Below are 22,719 nucleotides of genomic sequence, written 5' to 3'. Positions count from 1 at the left end.
AAGGGGACACGCGAGAGGTAGGTTCATCGTATTCAACCCGGTGCTCCCAGGTGTCAGGGAGGCAGATGTGTGCCTCGCAGCCTCGGCTTGTGCCTGCAGCCCTTTCATGGCGACATGCGGGGACTCCGGACGTTTCCAGGAATTGCGGCCCCGTGATGGGGTTCCGGAGCTTTGCCTCCGGGTGACGTGGAAGCCCGGAGTGGGCGGGGCATGTCGGCGACGGACACGAGACAGGCAGTCCCGGGCGCGGATGCGCTGCTGGATGCGCTGGAGGAAGCGGAGCGCCATGACTCGGAAGGGTGCATGGTGTTGCGTGCCGTCCGCGACGAGTCCGGCGTCATCACCGACTTCGAGTGGCTCTGGTCCAACCCCGCCGCGTCGCGAGCGCTGGGCCGGGGCACCGACACGCTGCGCGGCCTGCGGCTGAAGGACATCTCCCCCATCGCGGGTCTGGGTGGACGGCTGGCGGTGCTCAAGCAGGTGGTGGAGTCCGGCCGGCCCGCCGCGGACAGCTTCCCAGAGGGCGACGCGTGGTTGCTCGGCACCGCGGTGCCGCTGCGGGACGGCGTGCTGTTGCGCCTGCGCGATGTCACCAGCGCCCTGCGCATGGAAGAGGGGCTGCGCGACACGCTGGACTGGGTGCGCGACGTGCTGGAGAGCACGCCCGAGGCCTTCTTCACCGTGGATGCGGAGTGGCGCATCACCTACGTCAACAGGCAGGCCGCCGAAATCACCGGCCGCACGCAAGAGCAGGTCTTCCGGCGGCTCTTGTGGCAGGCGTGCCCGGAGCTGGTCGGCACCTTGTTCGAGCGCGAGCTGCGCCGCGTGGCCGCCGAAGGCTCCTCCACCATCTTCGAGGTGCGCACCGCGCCGGACCGCTGGCACGAGGTGCACGCCTGGTGCTCGGGGCAGAACGTCTCCGTCTTCTCGCGCGACATCACCGGCAAGAAGCGCGCGGAGGCGGAGCGCGATGCCCTGCTGACGCGCGAGCACTCCGGCCGGCTGGAGGCGGAGGCCCTGGTGCGCGAGCGCACCGAGGAGCTGGTCGCCGCGCGCGAGCGCCTGGTGCAGTCGGAGAAGCTGGCCATGGCGGGGCAGCTCGCCGAGGGCGTGGGCCACGAAATCAACAACCCGCTCTCGTACGTCAGCGGCAATCTCCAGTTCGCGCTGGAGCAGTTGGAGCTGTCGATGGAGGGGGGCATCCTCGGCAAGAACGCGCCCCTGGCCGAGGCCCTGGAGGCGCTGCGAGAGGCCCGTGAGGGCGCCGAGCGCATCCGCGTCATCGTCCGTGACTTGCAGACGTTCGCCCGCGCGGATGAGCCGCACCTGTCCCCGGTGGACGTGCACGCGGCGCTGGAGTTCGGCCTCTCCATGGCCATGCCGCACCTGCGCTACCGAGCGGAGGTGGAGCGGCGCTTCGCCGAGGTTCCCACCGTCATGGCGCATGAGGCGCGGCTGGGGCAGGTGTTCCTGCACCTGCTCGTCAACGCGGCGCATGCGATTCCGGAAGGGGACTTCACCCGGCACCGCGTCACGCTCTCCACGCGCGTGGAGGGGCCGTGGGTGGTGGTGGAGGTGGCGGACACGGGCCACGGCATGACGCCCGAGGTCGCCGAGCGCGTCTTCGAGCCGTTCTTCACCACGCGCGCGGTGGGTGAGGGCAGCGGGCTGGGGTTGTCCACCAGCCTGGGCATGGTGCGCAGCATGCGTGGCGAACTCACCGTCAACACGACGCCGGGCGTGGGCAGCACCTTCAGCGTGCGCCTGCCGATGACGGAGGCGATACCGGACGCGGTGACGAAGGGCTCCACGCAGGAGGTGCCCGAGCGCAAGCGGGTGCTGGTGGTGGACGACGAGCCGCAGCTCGCGTCGCTGTTGCGGCGGCTGTTGGGGCAGCACCACGAGGTGGTGGTGAGGCACAGCGGGCGGGAGGCGCTGGCGCTCTTGGAGCAGGACGCGGACTTCGACCGTGTCTTCTGCGACTTGATGATGGCGGACGTGACGGGGATGGACCTGCACGCGGAGCTGTTGTCGCGCGGGCCGGAGCTGCTGTCGCGCTTCGTCTTCATGACGGGCGGCGCATTCACCGAGCGGGCGCGCGCGTTCCTGCAGACGGTGCCGTTGCCTCGAATCGAGAAGCCGTTCGACCCGGGGACGCTGCGGGCGCTGGTGGAGGGAGCACCTCCGCGCGCCAGGGCCTTGGGGCCGCTGGCGCGCGTGGCTCGGAGCGGGTGACTACAGCTTCACTTCCTCGCGGTCCGGGTGGGTGATGTACCCGGTGCCGGCCGTGACGAGCTTCTCCATCAGCTTGTCCAGGCCGTTGGAGCGCGCGAAGGCCATCTCGTTCTTGGTGACGCCCACGAGCGTGAGCAACTGCACCTTGCCGCTGGGCAGGGCGAAGTGGTCGGGACGGGATGGGTCCCTGACGAAGACGAAGCCTCCCAGCTTGGAGTCTCCGCCGTCGAGCGTGCCTTCCACCGGGTAGCGGTGGTTGAGGGCGAAGGCGCGCATCGTCACGAGGTTGTAGGCCATCATGTCCAACAGCCGGAACACGGGCCACTTGGCCTGCTCTGGCGTGTGGATGACCATCTCGTAACCGATGCCACTGGGTGTCTCGTCGGTAATCTCGTCACCTGGGGCCACGGTGAAGGGATTGGACAGCCCGCTGGTGACATAGGTCCAGTAGGGGTAGTCCGGGCTCGGTGGCGCGGCGCGCACGCCCATGGGGCCCCAGTTGGGGTCCGCTTCACCTTCTACTTGTGCGAGGTCGCTCTCCATCCAGGCCTGGATGGCATCCGTCTGGTCGAGCGTGAAGACGCCTTCATCAATGGCGCCGAACATCTTGGGGTACTCGACTTCATCGCGGTCAGCCCAGCAGTCTTCGTACCACTGGATGAAGTCTTCGTCCGTCTCCGGTGCTTTCATGACGGGCCCACTCTAGAGGGTCACCCCGGTTTCTCAACTTCCCCGTGAGGGTTCCCCCTCGGACCTGGCAGGTGGGAAACAGGGGCCCTCCCTCCCGGCCGCCCCCCGAGGCCCCGGGGAAGGCGGGGGTCGCTGGCCTGTCTCCCCTCGGTGGGATAGGCGGGGGGCGAGGTCTCCGCCCGGGGAGGGCCACGTGGAGCATGCGTTTCGAGGAGTCGTGTCGGGGGGCTGCATCCGTGACGAGCAGGAGCTGATGCTGGTCGTCAGCCACCCCCATCCGGACAATGACTTCGGAGGCGGGCCGGGCCCGGTCGGGGAGTGGAACCAGCCCGTGGACGCGGAGGCGTACCAGGACCTGGTCGACTCCGGCTCCGACCCGGACGACGCCAGGTTCGAGGTGGATGATTACCAGCATGTAGCGGTGCGCACGGCGGGCGCGTGGACCCTGGAGCAGGTGGTGGTGGTGGGGACCATCGACGCCCTGTGTCGACTGGGAGCCAACCGCCATGGGGCGTTGGTCTCGTATGGCGGCTCGGCGCACTTCGTGGCCATCCGTTCGAGCGAAAGCGGGAAGTGGGAGTCGCTGGAGTACGAGGGCGTTCCGGAGGGGCTGGTGGAGACGCGGGTGTGCTTCAGCGGTGAGGACATCGTGATGGCGGGGAGCCGAGGTTTCGAGCTCGACTCGCCCGCGGAGGTGGGGCTGCTCGTGCGCGCCGAGGGAGCCATGCGCTGGACGCAGTCGCTGGGGCAGTTGCCGGGGCAGGTGCTCGCGCTGGACAGCTGTCCAGGGGCGGCTGGGGCGCGGGTGCTCTATGCGGGCGGCCGGAGCCTCTGGATGCATGGGGAGGGCGGCTGGCGCGAGGTCCACTCGTTCCCGCGCGGGGAGGTGTCGTTCGTGCGGTGTTTCCCCTCGGGTGAGGTGATCGCCGGGACGACGCAGGGGGACGTCATCCTGGGCACGGCGGAGGCGTGCCGCGTCGTCGCTCGCGTCGGTCGCATCCACTCGGCTGAGCGGTGGGGTGGCGAGTTCTATGTGGCGGACGAGGAGAACGTCTATCGCGTGGATGCCTCGGGCTTCGAGCGGTGCGCTGTTCCCAAGGAGTCGTCCGTGGCGAGGAACGTGTCCGACGTGGGCATGCTCGTCGTGGGGAATGACCGGCTGTGGCTGGCCGGGAGCCACGTGCTGGCTTCGAGCACGGATGGGAAGCGCTGGACGACGCACCCGGTGCGGTGAGCCGAGGAGCGTTGCGTGAGCTCGAGGACCTCGGGCTCCCGATGGTTCATCATGCCGGCTGGGTTCGTGCCCGCTATCGAGGCAGGGCCGCGAGGAGCGTCGACGTGCCTATCAAGATGACCATCCGTATCAGAAACGAGCTTGGGCGCCCCGCATCTCTGGTCCTCGAGCCCTGGGGAGAAGTGGCTCCGCTGGCGGCCGGGGAAGAGGTGGACATTCATGCCCAGGGACCTGGACCTGAAGAGGTGCACGACGGCGGATTCGTGCAGGTGGATATGACCGCTGACGGAGTCAACGTCTGGGGATGGTCTGGCTCCATCTTGGAGATTGCACGACCCACGGGAAAGTGAGGTCTCACCCCGTCTGGATTTTCGGCAGGGGCCAGGGCTTGAGGCCTGAAATCTGCTCGGCCTCTTCCACCGCCATGTTCAGCCTTGCCCGCTCGCGCCGCACGTAGTCGCGCACCGCGCTGTCCAACCTGCGGTCGAAAATCACATGCGCGCTGTGTACCGCCGTGGGCTCGAAGCCCCGGGATACCTTGTGCTCGCCACCCGCGCCCGGCTCGAACACCTTGCGCCCCGCTTGGATGCAGTCGTCCACCGAGTGGTACAGACACACGTGGAAGTGCAGGAACGGATGCTCCTCGATGCTCCCCCAGTAGCGTCCGTAGAGCCGCTCCTTCGTCGCCAGGTTGAAGGCCCCCGCGATGACCCGGCCCTCGCGCACCGCCTCCACCATCTCCACCGAGTCCGGCATCGCCTTGAAGACCCGCGAGAAGAAGTCCGGCGTGAGCTGCACCCGGCCCCACGAGTGTCGCTCGCACGTGGCCTCGTAGAACTCAAACGCGCGCTTCGCATGCGCCTGCGTCAGCTCCGCGCTTCGCACCGTGCGCAGCGTGATTCCCTGTGTGGTTGCCGCTGCTCGCTCGCGCTTGAGCTGATGTCTCCGCTTGGAGTCGAAGCGCGACAGGTAGTCGTCGTAGCTGGCGTAGCCCGGGTTCTTCCACTGGAACTGGAGCGTCACCCGCCGCGCCAGCCCCTGCTCCTCCAGGAAGTCCGCCTCTTCGTCCGTCGGGTAGAGGATGTGCACCGAGGAGCACCCCGCCTCCTGCGCGCTCTCCACCGCCGCGATCAGCAACGCCTTGCGCAGCGCGGGTATGTCCTCGCCCTGGGCGATGAGCATGCGCGGCACCGTGGCCGGTGACAGCGGCCCTCCGACGATGAGCTTCGGGTAGTACTCCACGCCGAGCCGGGCGGCCGCATCCGCCCAGCCGAAGTCGTAGATGTACTCGCCCATGCTGTGGAACTTCCGGTACGCGGGCGCTGCGGCCACCAGCTTCGGGCCGCGCCATATCGTCAGGTGATGCGGCGCCCACCCGGTCTCCTCGGTGGCGCTGCCGCTCTCCTCCATCGCCGCCAGCCAGGCGTGGCGCGCGAAGGGCGGCGCGTCCGGACCGGCGAGTGCGTCCCAGTCAGTGGCCGGGACGTCTGTCACTGCGTCGAGGATGCGGAGGCGGAGTGGAGTGTCTGTGGGCACGGGGGGCTGTTTTAACGCGCGCCGTGCGTTCTCGCCGCCTGGCCGTGGGCTTGCCTTCGCCCGGCCCTGCTGGAACCGCCAGGAGGCCCGTTCGCCGGGGGAGGAGGCTTTCGGGCCTCTTCCCCTCGGTTCGGTTCACTCCCGGATACGACTGGCGGCTCAGGCCGCCCGGGCGGCGCCCGTGTCGTGCGCGGCCTCTCGGCGCGGCTCCGGCCACACCGCCCGCTGCGGCGTGGCGATGCGGATGACGCCCAGCTTCGCCAGCACGCGCATCACCTGCCACGTGGGGTCGATCTCGAACTTGCGCGCCGCGAAGTTCGGGCTGCTGCCGAACTTGTGGTGGTTGTTCTGGAACAGCTCACCCATGCAGAGCACCTCGACGGGCAGCGTGTTGCGCGACTTGTCGCTGCTGTCGAAGTTCCGGTAGCCGTACTTGTGCCCGCACCAGTTCACGATGGCGCCGTGCACCGGGCCCATCAGGAAGTGCACCGGCAACAGCAGGAACTGCCAGGGCGCCGTCGCGAAGGCCACGTAGAACGACGTGTACAGCCCCACCCAGAACAGCGTCGCCACCCAGGACGTGCGCAGCGTGTCGTCCACCAACGGCCACTCGGGATAGCCGCCGAGGAACCGAGCCTCCGGCTGCCCGCGACCCGCCGTGTAGTCCTCGTAGCGCTTCTTCGTGTGCAGCATCATCCGGAACACGTCCGTGAAGAAGTGCGGCGAGTGCGGGTCCTTCTCCGTGTCCGAGAAGGCGTGGTGCTCGCGGTGCAGAATCGCGTAGGCCTTGGGCGACAGGTACGACGAGCCCTGCACCAGATACGTGAGCAGGTGCATCACCCGCTCCGTGCGCGGACCCATGGTGTACATGCGGTGCGCGGAGTACCGGTGCTGGAAGAAGCTCTGGAAGAAGACACAGAGCAGCCAGTGCGAGACGAAGAAGACGAGGACGGCCATGGCGCTTTCCCGGTTCGGTGTCAGTGCCAGGAAAACACCGGCCATGTCATGGCCACGTCATCCCCGGCCGGAAGTTGCTCCCCGGTGACGACCGGGTGAGCCCTGACTTCATGCCGCCATCAGTCGGACGCGCTGCGCCAGGGCATGACGCGCGGTGACAGGGGCTCGATTTCCGGTACGGAGCACCTCTCACATTCATCGACAGGGGTGCACACGTGGAGCGGGCCGACATCGTCAAGCTGGACAAGGGGCACGTCTGGCACCCGTACACCGCCATGGAGGCGTACATCGCGGGGACGGACCCGCTCGTCATCTCCCGTGCGGAAGGGCCCTACCTCTTCGACGTGGATGGCCGGCGCTACCTCGACGCGAATGGCTCCTGGTGGGTGTCCACCCTGGGCCACCGCCACCCGCGCCTCCTGCGCGCCCTCACGGAGCAGGCGGGCCAACTGCCCCATGTCTCGCTCGCGGGCATCACCCACGAGCCCGCCGCCGCGCTCGCCTCGGAGCTGGTGGCGATGGCCCCCGGCGCGGACCGCCCGGAGCTGCCCGCCGGTGAGCGGCTGACGCGCGCCTTCTACTCCGACAACGGCAGCACCGCGGTGGAGGTGGCCATCAAGATGACCGCCCAGTACTGGGCGCAGAATGGCCAGCCTCGCCGCACGCGCTTCATCACCCTGTCCGGCGCGTTCCACGGAGAGACCATTGGCTCCACCAGCGTGGGCGGCGTGCCCCTGTTCCGCGAGGTGTTCGGGCCACTGCTCTTCGACGTGGTGCATGTGCCGTCTCCGGCGGAGGAGGGCGGCTGGGAGCGCGCCTTCGCCCAGGTGCAAGCCGCGCTGCGCGCGCACCCGGACGAGATTGCCGGCGTCATCGTGGAGCCCATCATCCAGGGCGCCGCGGGCATGCAGATGTACTCGCCGGACTTCCTGCGCGCGGTGCGTGAGGCCACCCGCGCGGTGGACACCTTCCTCATCGCCGACGAGGTCTTCACCGGCCTGGGCCGCACCGGGGCGCGCTTCGCCGTGGACCTGGCGGGCGTGGTGCCGGACCTGCTCTGTCTGGCCAAGGCGCTCTCGGGCGGACTGATGCCTTTCGCCGTGACGCTCGCGTCCGAGCGCATCTTTTCGGGCTTCCTCGGCGCGTCGTCGCGCGCGCTGTATTACGGGCACTCGTACTGCGGCAATCCGCTGGGCGCGGCCGTCGCTCGCGAGGTGCTCGCCGTGTATCGCGACGAGGACGTGCTGGGCCAGGTGGCGCGCAAGGCGCCGAAGGTGAAGGCCGCCTTCGAGCGCATGGCCGCGACGCTTCCCGGCCTCGTGCGTCCGCGCGCCATCGGCATGGTGGGCGCGGTGGACCTGGGCGGTGGGGGCTACCTCGCGAGCAGCGGGTGGCGTGTGTACGAGGCGGCTCGGCGACGCGGGCTCTACCTGCGCCCGCTCGGTGACACCGTGTACATCGCGCCCGCGCTCAACATCCCCGACGCCGCGCTCGATGAGTTGCTGGCGGGCGTGGAGGACTCGCTGCGCGAGGTGGCGCGCGGCTGACGGCGCGTCCCCGCGAGAGGCCTCGGCGCGCGGCGGGTGCCGGAGGTGATTCGGCTTGCGTCAGGAGGGCACGGTGGGTGACGGCGCCCCGTGCAAGGGCCGCTTCGGCGTGTCGTGGAGCCGAGGTGTCTCGGCCCGCGTCAGGACGGCCCGGGCGGTAGGACCGAGTCCGCGCGGGCGATGCGGCGCTCCTGTCGGAACAGGAGCATCTCCCGGACGAGAATCTGCACGGTGGCCGCGACGGGCACCGCCACCACCGCGCCGACGACACCCGCCAGCTCCGCGCAGAACAGCACCGCCAGCAGGATGAGCAGCGGGTTGACGTGCACCGTGCGACGGAAGACGAGCGGCGCCAGCACGTTGCCCTCCAACTGCCCGTACAGCACGAAGTACGTCAGCACCCCCAGCGCCATCCACATCCCGCCCGTCGCCCACGTCAGCAGCGTGATGAAGCCTCCCGCCACCACCGGTCCCGCGTAGGGCACCATGCTGGAGAAGCCACTCACGATGCCCAGCGGCAGGAAGTACGGCACGCCCAGCGCCGCCAGCACGGTGGACGTGAGCAGCGCGTTGAAGGTGCAGATGAGCGTGAGCCCCGTCAGGTACCCACCCGTGGCCCGGTACACGTTGCGCAACACGCGCACGTAGCGCATCCGGTGCTCCGGCTTGGGCAAATCCAACAGTCGCTTCAGCAGACCGCCGCCGAACACCAGCATGAAGACGACGAGGAAGAAGACGCTGAGCGCGCCTCCCACGAGCCCCACCATGCTGCCAATGGCATGAACCACCAGCCCCGGCAGCGTCCCCGTGGCGAGCTGCGGCGTGGCGTCCTCGAGCTGCCGCGCCCAGCCCAGGTTCTGCAATCGCTCGTTCAGCCCCCGGAAGGGACGCGACTCGCGCACCTCCTGCCAGAGATGCGGCCACTGCACCACCAGCGCATCCACCTGCGCCGCCGCCGCCGGAATCACCAGCAACGCCAGCAGCGCCAGCACCGTCATCGCGGCGAGCAGCATCGTCGCGATGGCCAGCGCCCGAGGCATCTTCCACCGCTCCAGCCGCGAGACGCCGTGCTCCAACGCCAGCGCCAGCAGCGCCGCGATGCCCGTCAGCGTGAGCGCGACCCGCGTGCGCACCACCAGCACCACGAGCGCCAGCACCGCCAGCACCACGAAGCACACGGTGAACACCGTCTTCGGTGTCACCTGGGAGCCCTGTTTCGTTTCCCCCTGCTCCGCCACCGTACCCCCACGCGACAGACACCTCGCCTCGTGGGGGTATGCAGTGCCTTGCCTGGATGCCAGCCTCCCTGTCCGGAGGCGCCAGTGGATGTCAGGTCGACTCCACCCGCGCCCGGGACTTCCGGCATGGCGTGTTCATGCGCCGACAGTGACGATGACGCACGCGCCCCTTCCGTGAGGGCGCGCCCGCCCCGCGACGCACGACGTCAGTTGCGCGAGGGGAAGATGCCTTCCAGCGCGATGATGAAGTTGATGGCCAGGAACGGAGACATGTTGTTGTGCGGCTGGCTGCCGCCCGCGACTCCAATGGCCGCCGGGTTCATCGTCCCGTCGATGGGCGCGGCCCGGTAGTTGAGGACCGTCGCGGTGCTGTCCGCCGCCAGCACCACGCCGATGGGCGTCTCCGTGTCGCCCTGCTGCGAGCTGACGTTGAGGGTGTGGTTGTGCGCCGGCATCTGCGTCGAAATCAGCGTCACCGTCTCCGAACCTCCCTGCTCGCCCAGGGTCCGAGGCGACAGGCCAGGCCCCTGTCCCGGCTGCATCGGATAGCGCCCGCGCAGGTCCGGCAGCGCGAAGGTCGTCTGCCCGTTGCCTCCATACGTTGTGCCCAGGATGGAGAAGAGCGCGGTGTTCTGCGCGATGGAGAGCAGCTGGCCCTGGCAGAACGCCCAGCCGCGCGGAGCGAAGTTTCCCCCGAACAACCGGATTTCACCGATAAATGGCTCGGACACGTGTACGCCTTTCGTTGCTTGAGTGTGTGTGTTTCACGCGAAACCCAGCACGTGTCGCTCTCCTGAGCAAAGCATCGGCCACACTTCTTTCATGGGTCGTTTTGGAGTCAGGCCCCGCTGTGGGACGCGTGCTTCCCGAGTGGGCATGGGGGTCTCATGTGTCTCGTGCCCCATCGCGTCATGCGTTCCGGTGTGACGCGAGTCGCGTTCTGGAAGAACGCGGGGGAGGGCTGTTTCGCGTGAGCCATTTCGAGCCACAATCCCTCACGCCCTGCTGAGTGGGGCGTGCACCCCGACACAATCCATCCTGGCTCGTGACTTGCTCTGTGCCTTGGCCCTGAGTTCCACGACGAGGAGACCACCCATGGCTCAAATGAACTGGCGACACCCCACGTATTGGACGCGGGGGTTCCGCGCGCTACCGGTGACGGCGCTCTTGCTGTTGTCCGCATGTGAAGAAGGACCTGAAGGTCCCCAGGGGCCTCAAGGCCCCGCGGGTCCCGCGGGTGCTCAAGGCGCCGCGGGTCCTGAAGGCGCGCAGGGTGCTCAGGGCGACCTGGGCCCCAAGGGAGACACCGGTGACGTGGGGCCGGCCGGTCCAGCGGGGCCTGAAGGTCCCGAAGGCCCCGAGGGCCCTCCGGGTCCCGCCAATGGACCGCGAGGTGAGGAAGGAAAGCCCGCGGTGGCTCGCACGACGCTGGAGCCGGCGGGTGCCAACTGCGCCACGGGTGGCGTGAAGCTGGAGGCGGGCGTCGACGACAACGAAGACGACGACCTGGATGACGACGAGGTGGATGTCACCAGCTACGTGTGCAACGGCGCGCAGGGACCGCAAGGCGTCGAGGGGCCGAGGGGCGACACGGGGCCGCAGGGCAACGTGGGCCAGCAGGGGCCCCAGGGACAGCAGGGCGTCCAGGGACAGCAGGGTGAGACCGGCGCGCAGGGCAACGTGGGTCCGGCGGGTCCGGTGGGTCCCGCGGGTCCGGTGGGTCCGCGCGGTGATACCGGCCCTCAGGGTGAGACGGGCCCGGAGGGGCAGCAGGGCGCCACGGGCCTGAGCGCGCTGGTGCGCACGTCGGCCGAGGCGTCCGGGGCCAATTGCGCCACCGGCGGTGTGAAGCTGGAAGTGGGCGTGGACGCCAACCGCAACAACACGCTGGACACCTCCGAGGTCAACGCGGCGCTGACGCGCTACGTGTGCGCGGGTCCGCAGGGTCCGCAGGGGTTGAAGGGCGACCAGGGTTCGCAAGGTCTGCAGGGACAGACGGGTCCGCAGGGCGCCGCGGGCATCCACTCGGTGGCGGCGACGGCGGCCGAGCCGGCGGGCGCGAACTGCGCCACCGGGGGTGTGCGGCTGCAGTTCGGGCAGGACTCCAACGGCAACGGCGTGCTGGATGCCGGCGAGGTCATCGCGGCGCTGACCCGGTACGTCTGCGCGGGGGCCCAGGGACCGCAGGGTGTCCCCGGTGCGCAGGGCACGCCGGGCACCACGGGTGCGACGGGCGCGACAGGCGCGACAGGAGCGACGGGGGCCACGGGGGCCACGGGCTTGCAGGGGCCGGCGGGTTCGACGGGTGTCTACGGTGACGGCTCGGGTGGCTTGCTCAACGTTCCCCTCGGCAACACGCTGGACCTCACCACGGTCGGTGGCTTCAACACCCTGGCGGGGCGGCAGCACCTCCAGTTCTCGACGGTGACCATCTCCGGCACCCTCATCCTCCCGAGCGGCACGGTCATCCGCTCCACGGGTGATGTCACCATCTCCGGAACCATCATCGTGGACCAGGGCACCGAAGACACCGGGACGGGCCCCGCGACGGCGGGCGTGTCGCGTGCCGCCGCTGGCGAGCCGCACAAGGGCCTGGGCTTGCAGCCGCTCCAGGGCGCGCAGCTCCTTCGGCCGGGTCCCCAGGGCGGTGGTTCTGGCGCGAAGGTTGCGGGGGTGAGTGGCGCCGGAGGTGGCGGCTCGCTGGTCATCCTCTCGCAGGGCAACGTGCGGGTGCAGCCGACCTCCGCCATCAACGCGAACGGCGACCCGGGTGGGACGTTGGGTAATACCCCTGGCGCCGGTGGTGGCGCGGGTGGTGTCGTCGTCATCGTGGGCAAGGCCAGCGTGACGGTGGGCGGCGCCATCCGTGTGGTGGGCGGTCGCGGCGGAGATGGCAACAACGCGGGCGGCGCTGGCAAGGGCGGTGGTGGCGGTGGCGGCGGTGGCATCATCCACCTGCTCTCCAGCACCAGTCCCACCGTGACGGGCACCCTCGACGTGAGTGCTGGCGCAGCGGGTATCACCGCTCCTCCCCAGGGTGCGAGCACCGCCGTCGCGGCGGGCGGTGGCGGCGGCGCGATGGGTGGTGACGGTGGCGATGGTGGTGCCACGGGCATCACGTCTGGCGCTGGCGCACCGGGCCTCTCCTTCCAGACCGTGACTCCCGTGCCGGAGAACATCTTCCTCTAAGCGGAGGAAGGCACATCCCGCTGTCCGGTCCTCACGGCCCGGCGGCGGGAGTCGGGGAGGAGGCCGGGTCGCTGGAGTGGCTCACCTCCGCCCTCTCGTGGGGCGCGCAAGAGTCCCGCGCCGTTTGCCTTCGGGGCTGACGGCGGGAGTCGGGGAGGAGGCCGGGTCGCCACGGGGGCGACCCACCTCGGTCCTCACGGGCCCACGAGGTGCACCGTGCCGTCCGGCTCTCGCTGCCTGGCGGTGGAAGGTTCGTAGGACGCAGTGAATCGCCGGACGGGGCGGCTCGCATCCGAGTCGGGGGGACCGCTGGCATCCAGGCCATGGACGTGGCGCGAGCGGCCCCGTGCCGGTTCGTGGCTTCATCACCCGGGTCATTCGGATGACCCCGGAGCAAGCGCGCGGAGGGCCCCCTGGTTGTCTGTCTTCAGGGCCTCCGCGCGCTTCTTCGCCTTTCCCCGGCGACTGCCCGCGTGACGCGCAATCGGCGCGCGGCCCGTTCGTGTTCCGGGGGCATGGCGCGCTTCCCCCAAGCTGGGCCCTGTCGCCCTCAGCCCGCACGTGACGCGGGCGTCCACTCCATGGCCACGTATGGAGAATCTTCCCGCGCGGGCAAAGCGCCAGGCTCCATCTGGAAGCCCAGGCGCGAGTACAGCCCGCGCGCGGGACTGTCATGGAGCACATGCAGGCGCACGCACACGCGTGCCCCGCCCGCGGCCTCCAGCAGCTCGCGCAAGAGCTGTGTGCCCAGGCCCCCGCCCCGGTGCGAGGACAGCAGCGCGATGTCCACCAGCCGCCACTCCTTCTCACCGCGCACCACCAGCAACCTGCCCGCCGGCTGACCGTCCACCAACACCACCCGGTCCTCCGCCGTCGGATACCGCGCGCCCCAGTCACGTCCCCGGGCCAGCCACTGCATTCGCAGGAACGCCTCGCGCTGCGCGGGTGTCCAACCCCACGCCGCCAGCTCGCCCTCCCGCGCGCTGACGTACAGGGCGAAGAGGAAGTCGTTGTCGGAGGGGGCGATGGGACGAGAAGCCAGGGGCACGGTGCCGCGAAGCATGTCCGCGCGGGCCACCACGCGTCCACCGCTCGACACCCCGGGCGGGCCTCGTCCGCCATCCGACGTGCCCGTGAAGCAACCGCGAACACCGACGTCCGTGGATTCGAGGTCCACACGTCAGACCTGGATGAGAGCTTCGGGGCAATCCCGACAGGAGCACGAGATGAAGAAGACGCGAGACCCTGAACTGACCCTGGCCCTCCAGGAGGCCCGCGAGACGGAGGACCGGTGGCGAGGGCTCGCCACGCGGCTGCTGGAGCTGGGGGATGACGCGATGGACGCGCAGTTGCTCGTCGCCTTCCGCGCCGCGCGCGAAGAGGGCGTCGTTCCTCCGGACGCGGGCTTCTTCCTGGTGGCCCACATCCTCACCGCCATGGCGGACGAGGCGCTGACGGAGGTACCGCGCGTCCAGCGGCTCGCGCTGGAGCTGGACCTGATGGAGCGCGAGTACGGCATGGAGGACGGCTGCTGGCAGGACGACGAGGAGCCGCCGCCGGAGGACTGGGAGGCCCTGCTCGCCGAATACGAGAACGCCTGCGACGAGGCCCGCGCCGCTTTCTTCCGCGCCTACGGCGAGGAGGACATGGCCCGGCTGTACGTGGAGGACCGCGTCTGCTTCCACCGCCGCTTCGAGTGCGGCCGCCGCTTCTTCCACGGCCTGCCCATGCTCCCCGAGCACCTCCACTGACCCACTCCCTCCGTGGAGCGGTGCGTCATTCTCGGGAGCTGATGAAGTGTGTCTTCGCGGAACGAGAAATCGAGAGGGGAAGATTTCCGGGGGGCTGCGTTCATCAGCGTGCCGACCGGGTCCGCCCATTTCGCGGGGTGTCCTTCCGCGCGTGTCTCCCCGCCCCAGCAGGGGCTGACACGTGCGCATCCGGAGGCGCTCGGGGGTTGTCCGTCGCGAGCCCGGTGTGGGGTTTCGCGGTGGAAGAGGGTGGAGGTGGGCCTGGGGGCCTGTCTTCGCCCTCGCCTGCGCTCGCGAGGCCACGATGACGTGGCGCGGCACAGCGTTACGGAAACTTTACGCTCACAATTCTGTCAATTAGCCGGGCTACAGGGTGGCGCAACGCGACTTTGATGCCCACTCTTGCGCGGCACTGGCGTTTTCCAACGTCGCACCCTATTTCGCCGCACGACTTCGGGTGGCGCCGAGCGGGCCGGAACGGAAGTCAATGCATACCAAGAAGGGTACAGAGACTCGAAACTCCAAGGCGAGTCTCTAGCGCGCGGCGCGCGTCTCCGAACGAAGTCCCCTCCAAGGGCTCGGGGCCGCGCGCCGCCGCACTTTTCTGGGCGGATTAGAGTGCGCCGCCATGACGACTTCTCAGGCCACCCGGCTGTTGGACCTGCTCTGGGAGCGCTACGCCTCCGAGGTGCCGTTTGCCCGCACCTTCGTGCAGCTCTCCGGAGGCAGCTTTCGCAATGACCATGTCGCGCTGCGCTCGCTGGCGCGGCCCGGGGGCGGCATCGCCCTCTTCTCGCGGCCCTTCGAGCGGCTGGGCTGGAAGCCCGCGGGGGCATACACCTTCCCCGACGCGCACCTGTCCGCCATCTACCTGTCGCATCCGGCGGGGCTGCCGCGCGTCTTCATCTCCGAGCTGAAGTCGGAGGAGCTGTCGCCGCGCGCCCGCGAACTGCTCGGCACGCTGCCGGACGACCCTCCGCCGCCCGAGGACGTGGACGCGCTGGCGGCGTGGTTCTGCTCGCCGCCGCCGCCGTCGGAGGCCGCGCTGCTGGAGCTGGAGAAGGAGTCGCAGTACGGCGCCTGGCTCCTGGCCTTCGGCCGCAAGGTGAACCACTTCACCGGCTCGGTGGATGACGTGGAGGTCTGGCAGCAGCGCATGCGGGATGCGGGCGTGCCCATGAAGGCGGACATCGAGGGCGCGCCGGGCACGTCGCTGCGGCAGACCGCCACCCAGGCCGCGCCGCTGTCGGTGACGCTGCGCGAGGGGGGCCGCCGTCCGTGGCCCTACGCGTACTTCGAGATTGCCCAGCGCGCGCCGGACTTCGACGGGTTCTTGGGGCCGCAGGCCCGCGCGCTGTTCGACATGACGAAGCGCTGAACGCTCAACGCAGCGAACGGATGACACGACAGGGATTGCCCGCCGCCAGCACATACGGCGGGATGTCCTTCGTCACCACGCTGCCGGCGCCGATGGTGACGCCCTCTCCGATGGTGACGCCCGCGACGATGATGGCGCCGCCGCCCACCCACGTCTTCGCGCCGATGGTGACCGGCCTGGCCAGTTCCGGGCCCTTGATGCGCTCGTCCGCGTCCAACGGGTGCGTGGCCGCGTAGATGTGCACGTTGGGGCCAAACGACACGTCGTCACCAATGGTAATCTGGTTGCAATCCAGGATGACGCACTGGAAGTTCATGTAGACGCGCTCGCCCAGGGTGATGAAGGTGCCGTAGTCGCAGTGGAAGGGCGGCTCGATGTAGCAGCCCGCGCCCCGCTTCCCGATGAGCTGGGCGAGCAGTTGCTTGCGCGCGTCCTCGTCGTCCATGAGCGTGTCGTTGTAGAGGCGCAAGAGCCGGCGCGCCCGGGACCTGGCCGCCGTCAGCTCCGCGTCCCAGCCGCTGTACAGCTCCCCCGCAAGCATCTTCTCCCGCTCGGTTCGTGCCATGGCCCGGCAGTCTTCACCGGCCCTGGCGCACGGCTTCCGTCGAAGTGGGGCGTCTGTCCGACGATGGACGCGCTGAGTCACTCCTCGCACGCCAAAACTTCCGAGGTCCAACGAATGAGGAGGCCTCCCAGGAAGGAGGGCCGGGCCCTCGGGTGGGGTGCCAGAAGCAAGTGTCCGGACGCGGGGCCGTCCCACTCATGTAGTCTGGTGCTCTCTTCCAGACCCGTGGGGGGATGTGTTGATTCGGATGGTGGCGAGAGTCGTCGGCCTGGGTGTGGCGCTGTGGTGCGTGGCTCCGGCCTTCGCGCAGGTGGGCGAGTCCATGCCCGCGCCCTCCGCGTTGGACCGCGAGACGACGGTGGTCGTTCGCGGCGCGGCGACGAAGGTGGGCAAGCCGTCGGTGGAGTCCATCCTGGGCGCGGTGGGCCGCACCACGCGCTTCCGCCAGGTGGCCCTGTCTCCCAATGGGACGTGGGTGGCGTGGGTGGAGGTGGCTTCCACGGGGGGCACGCTCATCCACGCGGTGGAGCTGGACGTGAGCGAGCCGCAGGCGGTGCGCGTCAGCGTCTGTCCCGACGGGCGCGCCTGTGACGAGTCGTCCATCGCCTGGAGTCCGGATGGAAAGCAGTTGGCGTTCCTGTCCGATGCGGTCCAACGGGGACAGTCCCAGTTGTATGTCGCGGACCTGGCGCAGTCCGTGGCGCGGAAGCTGACGTCCTTCCAGGGCTCGGTGTCCGCGCCCCAGTGGTCGCCGGATGGCGCGTCCGTGGCGGTGCTGGTGATGCAGGGCGAGGGGGCCGAGCAGGCCAAGGGCCCCAACGGCCCCGCGGCGCGAGAGACGGGCGTGGTGCGGGAGTCCCATCCCGTGAAGCGCGTGGCGCTGGTGTCCGTGGCGGACGGCGCCCACCGTGTCGTGTCGCCAGAGCAGCTCTTCGTCTACGAGTACGCGTGGAGTCCTGAGGGCTCGCGGCTGGCCTTCATCGCGGCGCCGCCTCCAGGAGACGCGAGCTGGTGGCTGGCGAAGCTGCATGTGCTGGAGACGGCCAACGGCCGCTCGCGCCTGGTGTACGCGCCCAAGTGGCAGCTCACCGAGCCGGTGTGGAGCCCGGATGGGAAGCACGTGGCCGTCATCGAGGGGTTGATGAGCGACCAGGGCGTCAACGGGGGCGATGTGATGCTGGTGCCGCTGGAGGGCGGCAAGGCGCGCAACCTCACGGCGGGGATGAAGGCGACGGCGACGACGCTCGAGTGGGTGGCGCCCCGGAAGCTGCTGTTCGGCGCGCAGGTGCGCGGGGAGTCGGCGGTGGCCTCGGTGGACCCGACGGCGCAGGGCGGGGTGACGGTGCTGTGGAAGGGGCCGGAGCGGCTGAGCGCGGGCGGCTCCGTGGGGCTGTCGCTGTCGCGGGACGGAAAGCGCAGCGCTGTGGTGCGCGAGTCCTTCACCCAGGCGCAGAACGTGTGGGTGGGGCCGGTGGGGGACTGGGAGCGAGTCACGCGGCGCGAGGAGGACCTGCGCGCGCTCGTGGGCGAGACGCGAGACCTGTCGTGGAAGAGCGACGGCGCGGAGGTGCAGGGCTGGCTGGTGGCGCCCGCCGCGTCGATGGCGCCCCCTTCGGGCACGCGCGCGCCCATGGTGACGATGATTCACGGCGGGCCGGCGGCGGGCGTGGTGCCGCAGTTCCGGCCGGACGTCCTGCTCTTCACGGCCCGGGGCTACTACGTCTTCCTCCCCAACTACCGGGGCAGCTTCGGCCAGGGCGCGGACTTCGCGCAGGCCAACCGGCGCGACTTTGGCTTCGGTGACTTGCGCGACATCGTGTCGGGCGTGGACGCGGTGCTGGCGCACGCGCCGGTGGACCCCTCGCGGCTGGGGGTGACGGGGTGGAGCTACGGCGGCTTCATGACGATGTGGGCGGTGACGCAGACGCAGCGCTTCCGCGCGGCGGTGGCGGGCGCGGGCATCGCCAACTGGCAGAGCTACTACGGCACCAACCGCATCGACGCGTGGATGCGGCCGTACTTCGGCGCGTCCGTGTACGAGGAGCCGGAGGTGTACACGCGCAGCTCGCCCATCAACTACGTGAAGCTGGCGCGCACGCCCACGCTGGTGCTGCATGGCGAGCGGGACGTGGAGGTGCCCGTGACGCAGGGCTACGAGTTCCACCACGCGCTGAAGGAGCTGGGGGTGAAGACCCAGTTCGTCGTCTACGCGGACGAGGGCCACACCCTGCGCAAGCCGGAGCACATGGTGGACCGGATGCGGCGCACGGTGGAGTGGCTCGACACGCACCTGCCCGCGGGCCCCAACGGCGCCCCTCGGGCCGCCGCGCTCCCGCGCTGAACTCCTCGCGGCTTCAGTGCGCGCCGCGCAGGTTGAGCAGGACGACGCCCCCGATGATGAGCGCCACGCCGATGACCTTGGTGGTGCTCAACGGCTCGTCCAGGAAGATGACGCCGATGGTGACGATGGCGGCCGTTCCCAGGCCGGACCACATCGCGTACGCGACGCCCACCGGCACCTGTTTCACCGCTTGCGCCAGCAGCAGGAACGCCACCGCGTAGCCCGACAGGCAGCCCACCGTGGGCCACAGGCGGGTGAAGCCCTGGGTGGACTTCAGCAGGCTCGTCGCCACCACTTCACAGGCGATGGCCCCCAACAGGAACAGATACGCCACGCTTCCACCTCCGTGGCGAAGCTGTACGAGGCTCGCTGTCCCTTCGCCAGCGCGTCTTTCGCCCGTCGAGGGGTTCACGACGGTTGACTCGAGCGCGTGTCGCGTGGCCGCGACTACACGGCGGTGGGGCTTCCCTCGGGCGCGACGAGCGAGGTGAGGATGTGGTCCCTCCAGCGGCCGTCGATGCGCAGGAAGTCGCGCGCGTAGCCCTCCACCGCGAAGCCCAGCCGGCGCAGCACGGCGGCGCTCCGGAGGTTCTCCGGGAGGTGGTTGGCCTGGATGCGGTGCAGGCCCATGGTGGTGAAGGCGTGGGTGCAGACGGCGCGCAGGGCCTCCGTCATCAGGCCCTGGCCCTCGTGACGGTGGTCCAGGCCGTAGCCCAGCGTCACGGCCTGGAGCGGTCCCCGGACGATGTTCGTGAGGGAGATGTTGGCGATGACGGGCGCGGAGGACAGCGGCTCCGCGCGCGGGAGGACCACCATGCGCAGGGACCTGTCGAAGCGCGCGTCCTCCAGGTCCTGTGCCAGCCGCGTGCGCCAGTACGCCAGGGTGTAGAAGTGGGCGGGCCGCGTGGGGGACACCGGGCCCAGGTGGTCCCGGTTGGCTTCGAAATAGGCGACGACGCGCGCCGCCCCGTCGGGAGGCAGCTGGGTCACCCTCAAGCGCTCGGTGGTGAGCAGGACGATGGGTTTGTCGGAGGCCATGACGAGAGCGGCCCGCAGGCTATCGCGTCGCGCGCCGGAACCGGAGCGCCGCAAGCGGGACGGAGCACTCCGGGTGACAGGTGCTCGACGGGGCCGAAAGGCCGCGCTCCGGGCCTGTCCGGGCATGAGAGCCGCGAGCAGGTCCGGAGCGAGGGTTCTTCACGCACACCACCAGGAGCAACGTGCCTCGCACACCCACCCGGCGTTGGGCCGGGCGGGTGTCAGCGGGGTTACTGCTTCACGTCCTGATTCGCGCCGTCCGAGCCACCCGTGCCATGGAAGTCCTCGTGGTCGGCCGACGTGCCCTGCTGTCCCTGGCTCTCCGAAGGCGCACCACCGCCACCGGTGCCCGGGAAGTCTTCATGATCCGCTGAGGTGCCCTGCTGTCCGGAGGGAACCGCGCCGCTCGTGTCCTCCTGGGGCGGCAGGGTGTCGTTCGAGGAGCCTGACTCCGGAGCCTGCTTCTGCTGCTCGGAGCCGGCGCCGCCCGTGCCCTGGCCGCTGCCGCCGACGGCGCGCTGTCCGCCGCGCTCGACGACGATTTCCACGCGGCGGTTGTTCGCGCGGCCCTCGGCCGTGGCGTTGGTGGCCACGGGCCGGAACTCACCCATGCCGCGCGCCTCGATGCGATTGGCGGGGACGCCCTGGTTGATGAGGAACTCCTTCACGCGCTCGGCGCGCGCATAGGAGAGCCGCTCGTTGAGCGCGTCCGAGCCCTGCGAGTCCGTGTGCCCTTCGATGAGCAGTGGCTTGTCGCCCTCCTTCAGCACCTGCGCCACGTCCGCCAGCCTGTCGCGGGCCACCGGCAGCAGGTCCGACGCACCGGAGGCGAAGAGGACGCTGCCCGACAGCGTCAGCACCGTGCCTCGGGCTTCCTCGCGGACCTTGAGGTCCTTGTTCGCGCGGTCCAGCTGCGTCAGGGCCTCGCTGGCCTTGCGCTCGGCCTCCACTCGCGCCTGTCGCTCCGCCTCCAGCTGCTGGGCGCTCTGCTGCTCCGTCTGGCTTCGCGCCTGTTGCTGCGCCTGCAGCTCCGCCGTCTGGCGTTGCAGCTCCTGGTTTTGCTGGGCCAGGCGCTGGGCCTCGGCCTCCAGCTGCTGACGACGGGAGGACTCTTCCGACAGCCGCTGGTCATTGGCCTGCTGCTGCTGGGAGGCCTGGGCCTGCGAAAGCCGCTGCTGCTCCTGTCGGGCCTGGGCCTGGCTCAAGGCCGCTTCGGCCTGGGCCTGTTGCCTGGCGGCGATCTCCGCGCTGCCCCAGGCGCCGGCGGTCTCCGCCTTGCGCAGGGCCACGTAGGAGAGCACCCGCGTGCGGGTGGCGTCCTTGTCGTCCTGGTACGCCTGCTCCGCCTGGCGCAACGCATCGCGCGCCTCGGTCACCTCCCGGGGGCGCTCACGCCCCTGGGGACTGGCAATCAACTGCTGATAGGCCGACCGCGCCTCCACGAGCTCCTTGGGTGGAGCGGCACTCGCGCTCCCCGCGGCGAGGAGCGTCGTGGCTCCGACGAGGGCCTTCCATCCACGCTTGCTTCGCACCATGACGGTTTCCTCCGGGACTCGGGCTCACTGCAGGCCGCGTTGCAGCGACTGGGCCTGCTGGGTGGTTTGTTGCGCCTGCCGCTCCAGTGGCAACGCACGTGCGAGCGCCAGCGCGAGGTCCGCGTCCGCGTCCGCCTGCATGAAGCTCAGCTCCGCGCCTTCCATGTCCTCGTCCATCATCAGCTGCTCGCCGTTGTTGACCTGCTGGCGGGCGAACTCCAGGTGGCGAGCGGCTTCGGGGATGCGCGACGCGCCTGCTCCTTCCGCGGCGCGCATGGAGGCGATGGCCTCTGTTCGTTTGGTGTTCGAGACGGGTGTCACGCTCTGGCTGGCGCACCCGAACAGGGTGGCGCACAGCATCGCGGCAAGCAGCTTCGGGCGCACGGTCTACCTCCAGCAGCCGGATGGAGCGCGGGTGTCGCGCCCCAGGTCCTGAAGTGTGCTCGGGCCGACAACCCGGCAATCCGCACCGGGACAAGCCGCCCGGGGAGCGGCCGGGCGACCCCGGGGAGCGGCGAGCAGTCCTTGCGCGCGGAGGGCCTCGTGACGGTGCGGCCGGGCTGGTCGGAAGGCGCCGGGAGCGATAGGACGGCGGGATGCGCCTGCACCTGGTGGATGGCACGTACGAGCTGTACCGCGCCCACTTCTCGCCCCGGCCCGGCCACGCCGCGCCGGACGGGCAAGACGTGAAGGCGACGGTGGGGCTGATGTCCTCGCTGCTCATGCTGCTGCACGACTCGGACGAAGCGGTGACACACGTGGCGGTGGCGTTCGACAACCCCATCCGCTCGTTCCGCAACGCGCTGTTCGACGGCTACAAGAGCGACGAGGGCGTCCCGCCGGAGCTGCATGCGCAGTTCAACCTGGCCGAGGAAGCCGTCGCGGCGCTGGGCGTGCGCGTGTGGTCGATGAAGGAGCACGAGGCGGACGACGCGCTGGCCACCGCGGCGGCGAAGTGGGTGGACGCGGTGGAGCAGGTGCGGCTGCTCACCCCGGACAAGGACCTGGGGCAGTGCGTGCGTGGCCAGCGCGTGGTGCAGGTGGACCGGCGTCAGGAGAAGGTGCTGGACGAGGACGCGGTGCGCGCGAAGCTGGGCGTGTCCCCCACGAGCGTGCCGGACCTGCTCGCGCTGATGGGCGATGACGCGGATGGCATCCCCGGGCTGCCGGGCTTCGGGGAGAAGGGCGCCTCGTCGCTGCTGGCGGCCTACGGAAGACTGGAGGCGATTCCGGACGACGCGGCGACGTGGACGGCGCGCCCGCGTGGCGCGGACAAGCTGGCGGCGACGCTGCGCGCGCATCGCGAGGAGGCGCTGCTGTACCGACGGCTCGCCACGCTGGTGACGGATGCGCCGCTGCCCGGCACGAAGACGCTGGAGGACGTGGCGTGGCGGGGCGTGCCCCGACAGGTGTTCGAGTCACTCTGCGACAGGCTGGGCGTCACCACGATGAAGCGCAGGCCAAAGCGCTGGGTGGACTGAGGCG

19 protein-coding genes are annotated in these 22,719 nt (G+C 70.0%); 8 read left to right on the top strand and 11 right to left on the bottom strand.

The window, feature by feature from the left end:
- Positions 1-210: 210 nt before the first annotated feature.
- On the top strand, positions 211-2,235 hold the full coding sequence (locus tag HUA75_RS27755; RefSeq protein ID WP_174488062.1) for an ATP-binding protein: 2,025 nt from the start codon (positions 211-213) through the stop codon (positions 2,233-2,235).
- Here HUA75_RS27755 and HUA75_RS27750 read toward each other — a convergent pair whose 3' ends face one another.
- Positions 2,236-2,925 carry a suppressor of fused domain protein gene (locus tag HUA75_RS27750; RefSeq protein WP_141641155.1) on the bottom strand — a complete coding sequence of 230 codons (690 nt, stop codon included), beginning with the start codon at positions 2,923-2,925 and terminating at the stop codon, positions 2,236-2,238.
- Positions 2,926-3,118: 193 nt separating this feature from the next.
- Between HUA75_RS27750 and HUA75_RS27745 the strand changes: the two genes are divergently transcribed.
- Positions 3,119-4,159: a hypothetical protein gene (locus HUA75_RS27745; protein WP_174488061.1), complete on the top strand. Its 1,041-nt coding sequence runs from the start codon at positions 3,119-3,121 to the stop codon at positions 4,157-4,159.
- A gap of 354 nt (positions 4,160-4,513) precedes the next feature.
- Here the strand turns inward: HUA75_RS27745 and HUA75_RS27740 are convergent, their stop codons facing one another.
- Both HUA75_RS27740 and HUA75_RS27735 read right to left on the bottom strand, forming a co-directional pair.
- Complete coding sequence (locus tag HUA75_RS27740) at positions 4,514-5,695, bottom strand: GNAT family N-acetyltransferase (protein ID WP_174488060.1); 1,182 nt, start codon at positions 5,693-5,695, stop codon at positions 4,514-4,516.
- A 159-nt stretch (positions 5,696-5,854) separates the two neighbouring features.
- Positions 5,855-6,652: an acyl-CoA desaturase gene (locus HUA75_RS27735; RefSeq protein ID WP_141641158.1), complete on the bottom strand. Its 798-nt coding sequence runs from the start codon at positions 6,650-6,652 to the stop codon at positions 5,855-5,857.
- A gap of 215 nt (positions 6,653-6,867) precedes the next feature.
- On the opposite strand from HUA75_RS27735, the gene bioA reads away from it, so the two are divergent.
- A complete protein-coding gene (gene bioA / locus HUA75_RS27730) occupies positions 6,868-8,199 on the top strand; it encodes an adenosylmethionine--8-amino-7-oxononanoate transaminase (RefSeq protein WP_174488059.1) in 1,332 nt (443 codons plus the stop codon).
- A gap of 140 nt (positions 8,200-8,339) precedes the next feature.
- Here bioA and HUA75_RS27725 read toward each other — a convergent pair whose 3' ends face one another.
- Entirely contained in the window at positions 8,340-9,437 is a 1,098-nt protein-coding gene (locus tag HUA75_RS27725; protein WP_174488058.1) for an AI-2E family transporter, read from the bottom strand.
- Positions 9,438-9,643: 206 nt separating this feature from the next.
- Entirely contained in the window at positions 9,644-10,168 is a 525-nt protein-coding gene (locus tag HUA75_RS27720; RefSeq protein WP_141641161.1) for a phage tail protein, read from the bottom strand.
- 364 nt (positions 10,169-10,532) lie between these two features.
- Here HUA75_RS27720 and HUA75_RS47570 point away from each other — a divergent pair, with 364 nt between their 5' ends.
- Positions 10,533-12,626: a collagen-like protein gene (locus HUA75_RS47570; protein ID WP_141641162.1), complete on the top strand. Its 2,094-nt coding sequence runs from the start codon at positions 10,533-10,535 to the stop codon at positions 12,624-12,626.
- A 550-nt stretch (positions 12,627-13,176) separates the two neighbouring features.
- On the opposite strand, the gene HUA75_RS27710 is transcribed toward HUA75_RS47570, so the two are convergent.
- Positions 13,177-13,803, bottom strand: a complete 627-nt coding sequence (locus tag HUA75_RS27710; protein ID WP_371746201.1) for a GNAT family N-acetyltransferase — start codon at positions 13,801-13,803, stop codon at positions 13,177-13,179.
- A 49-nt stretch (positions 13,804-13,852) separates the two neighbouring features.
- Here HUA75_RS27710 and HUA75_RS27705 point away from each other — a divergent pair, with 49 nt between their 5' ends.
- Together HUA75_RS27705 and HUA75_RS27700 are read left to right on the top strand one after the other, a co-directional pair.
- Positions 13,853-14,377 (top strand): hypothetical protein, encoded by a 525-nt coding sequence (locus tag HUA75_RS27705; RefSeq protein WP_141641163.1) that lies wholly within the window; start codon positions 13,853-13,855, stop codon positions 14,375-14,377.
- Positions 14,378-15,005: 628 nt separating this feature from the next.
- Entirely contained in the window at positions 15,006-15,755 is a 750-nt protein-coding gene (locus HUA75_RS27700) for a DUF1338 domain-containing protein (protein ID WP_141641164.1), read from the top strand.
- A 4-nt stretch (positions 15,756-15,759) separates the two neighbouring features.
- Here the strand turns inward: HUA75_RS27700 and HUA75_RS27695 are convergent, their stop codons facing one another.
- The gene (locus HUA75_RS27695; RefSeq protein WP_174488057.1) at positions 15,760-16,320 is read right to left on the bottom strand and encodes a sugar O-acetyltransferase; all 561 of its coding nucleotides are present in this window, start codon (positions 16,318-16,320) and stop codon (positions 15,760-15,762) included.
- A gap of 247 nt (positions 16,321-16,567) precedes the next feature.
- Between HUA75_RS27695 and HUA75_RS27690 the strand changes: the two genes are divergently transcribed.
- Positions 16,568-18,661: a S9 family peptidase gene (locus tag HUA75_RS27690; RefSeq protein WP_141641166.1), complete on the top strand. Its 2,094-nt coding sequence runs from the start codon at positions 16,568-16,570 to the stop codon at positions 18,659-18,661.
- Positions 18,662-18,674: 13 nt separating this feature from the next.
- On the opposite strand, the gene HUA75_RS27685 is transcribed toward HUA75_RS27690, so the two are convergent.
- The 4 genes from HUA75_RS27685 to HUA75_RS27670 all read right to left on the bottom strand — a co-directional run bounded on the left by HUA75_RS27685 (position 18,675) and on the right by HUA75_RS27670 (position 21,618).
- Positions 18,675-18,995 (bottom strand): multidrug efflux SMR transporter, encoded by a 321-nt coding sequence (locus HUA75_RS27685; protein WP_141641167.1) that lies wholly within the window; start codon positions 18,993-18,995, stop codon positions 18,675-18,677.
- A gap of 113 nt (positions 18,996-19,108) precedes the next feature.
- Positions 19,109-19,699 carry a GNAT family N-acetyltransferase gene (locus HUA75_RS27680; protein ID WP_174488056.1) on the bottom strand — a complete coding sequence of 197 codons (591 nt, stop codon included), beginning with the start codon at positions 19,697-19,699 and terminating at the stop codon, positions 19,109-19,111.
- Positions 19,700-19,929: 230 nt separating this feature from the next.
- Complete coding sequence (locus HUA75_RS27675; RefSeq protein WP_174460137.1) at positions 19,930-21,234, bottom strand: OmpA family protein; 1,305 nt, start codon at positions 21,232-21,234, stop codon at positions 19,930-19,932.
- A gap of 24 nt (positions 21,235-21,258) precedes the next feature.
- The gene (locus HUA75_RS27670; RefSeq protein ID WP_174488055.1) at positions 21,259-21,618 is read right to left on the bottom strand and encodes a DUF4398 domain-containing protein; all 360 of its coding nucleotides are present in this window, start codon (positions 21,616-21,618) and stop codon (positions 21,259-21,261) included.
- Between the two features lie 212 nt (positions 21,619-21,830).
- Between HUA75_RS27670 and HUA75_RS27665 the strand changes: the two genes are divergently transcribed.
- Complete coding sequence (locus HUA75_RS27665; protein WP_174488054.1) at positions 21,831-22,715, top strand: 5'-3' exonuclease H3TH domain-containing protein; 885 nt, start codon at positions 21,831-21,833, stop codon at positions 22,713-22,715.
- The last annotated feature ends 4 nt before the right edge of the window (positions 22,716-22,719 follow it).

This window comes from Myxococcus sp. CA040A, from assembly GCF_013336725.1.
Classification (GTDB): Bacteria; Myxococcota; Myxococcia; order Myxococcales; family Myxococcaceae; genus Myxococcus; species Myxococcus llanfairpwllgwyngyllgogerychwyrndrobwllllantysiliogogogochensis.
This window is presented reverse-complemented; position numbering and strand designations above follow the sequence as displayed.

What these genes read in the sequence shown, in the direction of transcription:
- HUA75_RS27755 (WP_174488062.1), top strand. Translation starts at nt 211, where the DNA reads ATGTCGGCGACGGACACGAGACAGGCAGTCCCGGGCGCGGATGCGCTG.
- HUA75_RS27750 (WP_141641155.1), bottom strand. Translation starts at nt 2,925, where the DNA reads ATGAAAGCACCGGAGACGGACGAAGACTTCATCCAGTGGTACGAAGAC.
- HUA75_RS27735 (WP_141641158.1), bottom strand. Translation starts at nt 6,652, where the DNA reads ATGGCCGTCCTCGTCTTCTTCGTCTCGCACTGGCTGCTCTGTGTCTTC.
- HUA75_RS47570 (WP_141641162.1), top strand. Translation starts at nt 10,533, where the DNA reads ATGGCTCAAATGAACTGGCGACACCCCACGTATTGGACGCGGGGGTTC.
- HUA75_RS27705 (WP_141641163.1), top strand. Translation starts at nt 13,853, where the DNA reads ATGAAGAAGACGCGAGACCCTGAACTGACCCTGGCCCTCCAGGAGGCC.
- HUA75_RS27700 (WP_141641164.1), top strand. Translation starts at nt 15,006, where the DNA reads ATGACGACTTCTCAGGCCACCCGGCTGTTGGACCTGCTCTGGGAGCGC.
- HUA75_RS27695 (WP_174488057.1), bottom strand. Translation starts at nt 16,320, where the DNA reads ATGGCACGAACCGAGCGGGAGAAGATGCTTGCGGGGGAGCTGTACAGC.
- HUA75_RS27690 (WP_141641166.1), top strand. Translation starts at nt 16,568, where the DNA reads ATGGTGGCGAGAGTCGTCGGCCTGGGTGTGGCGCTGTGGTGCGTGGCT.
- HUA75_RS27680 (WP_174488056.1), bottom strand. Translation starts at nt 19,699, where the DNA reads ATGGCCTCCGACAAACCCATCGTCCTGCTCACCACCGAGCGCTTGAGG.
- HUA75_RS27675 (WP_174460137.1), bottom strand. Translation starts at nt 21,234, where the DNA reads ATGGTGCGAAGCAAGCGTGGATGGAAGGCCCTCGTCGGAGCCACGACG.
- HUA75_RS27665 (WP_174488054.1), top strand. Translation starts at nt 21,831, where the DNA reads ATGCGCCTGCACCTGGTGGATGGCACGTACGAGCTGTACCGCGCCCAC.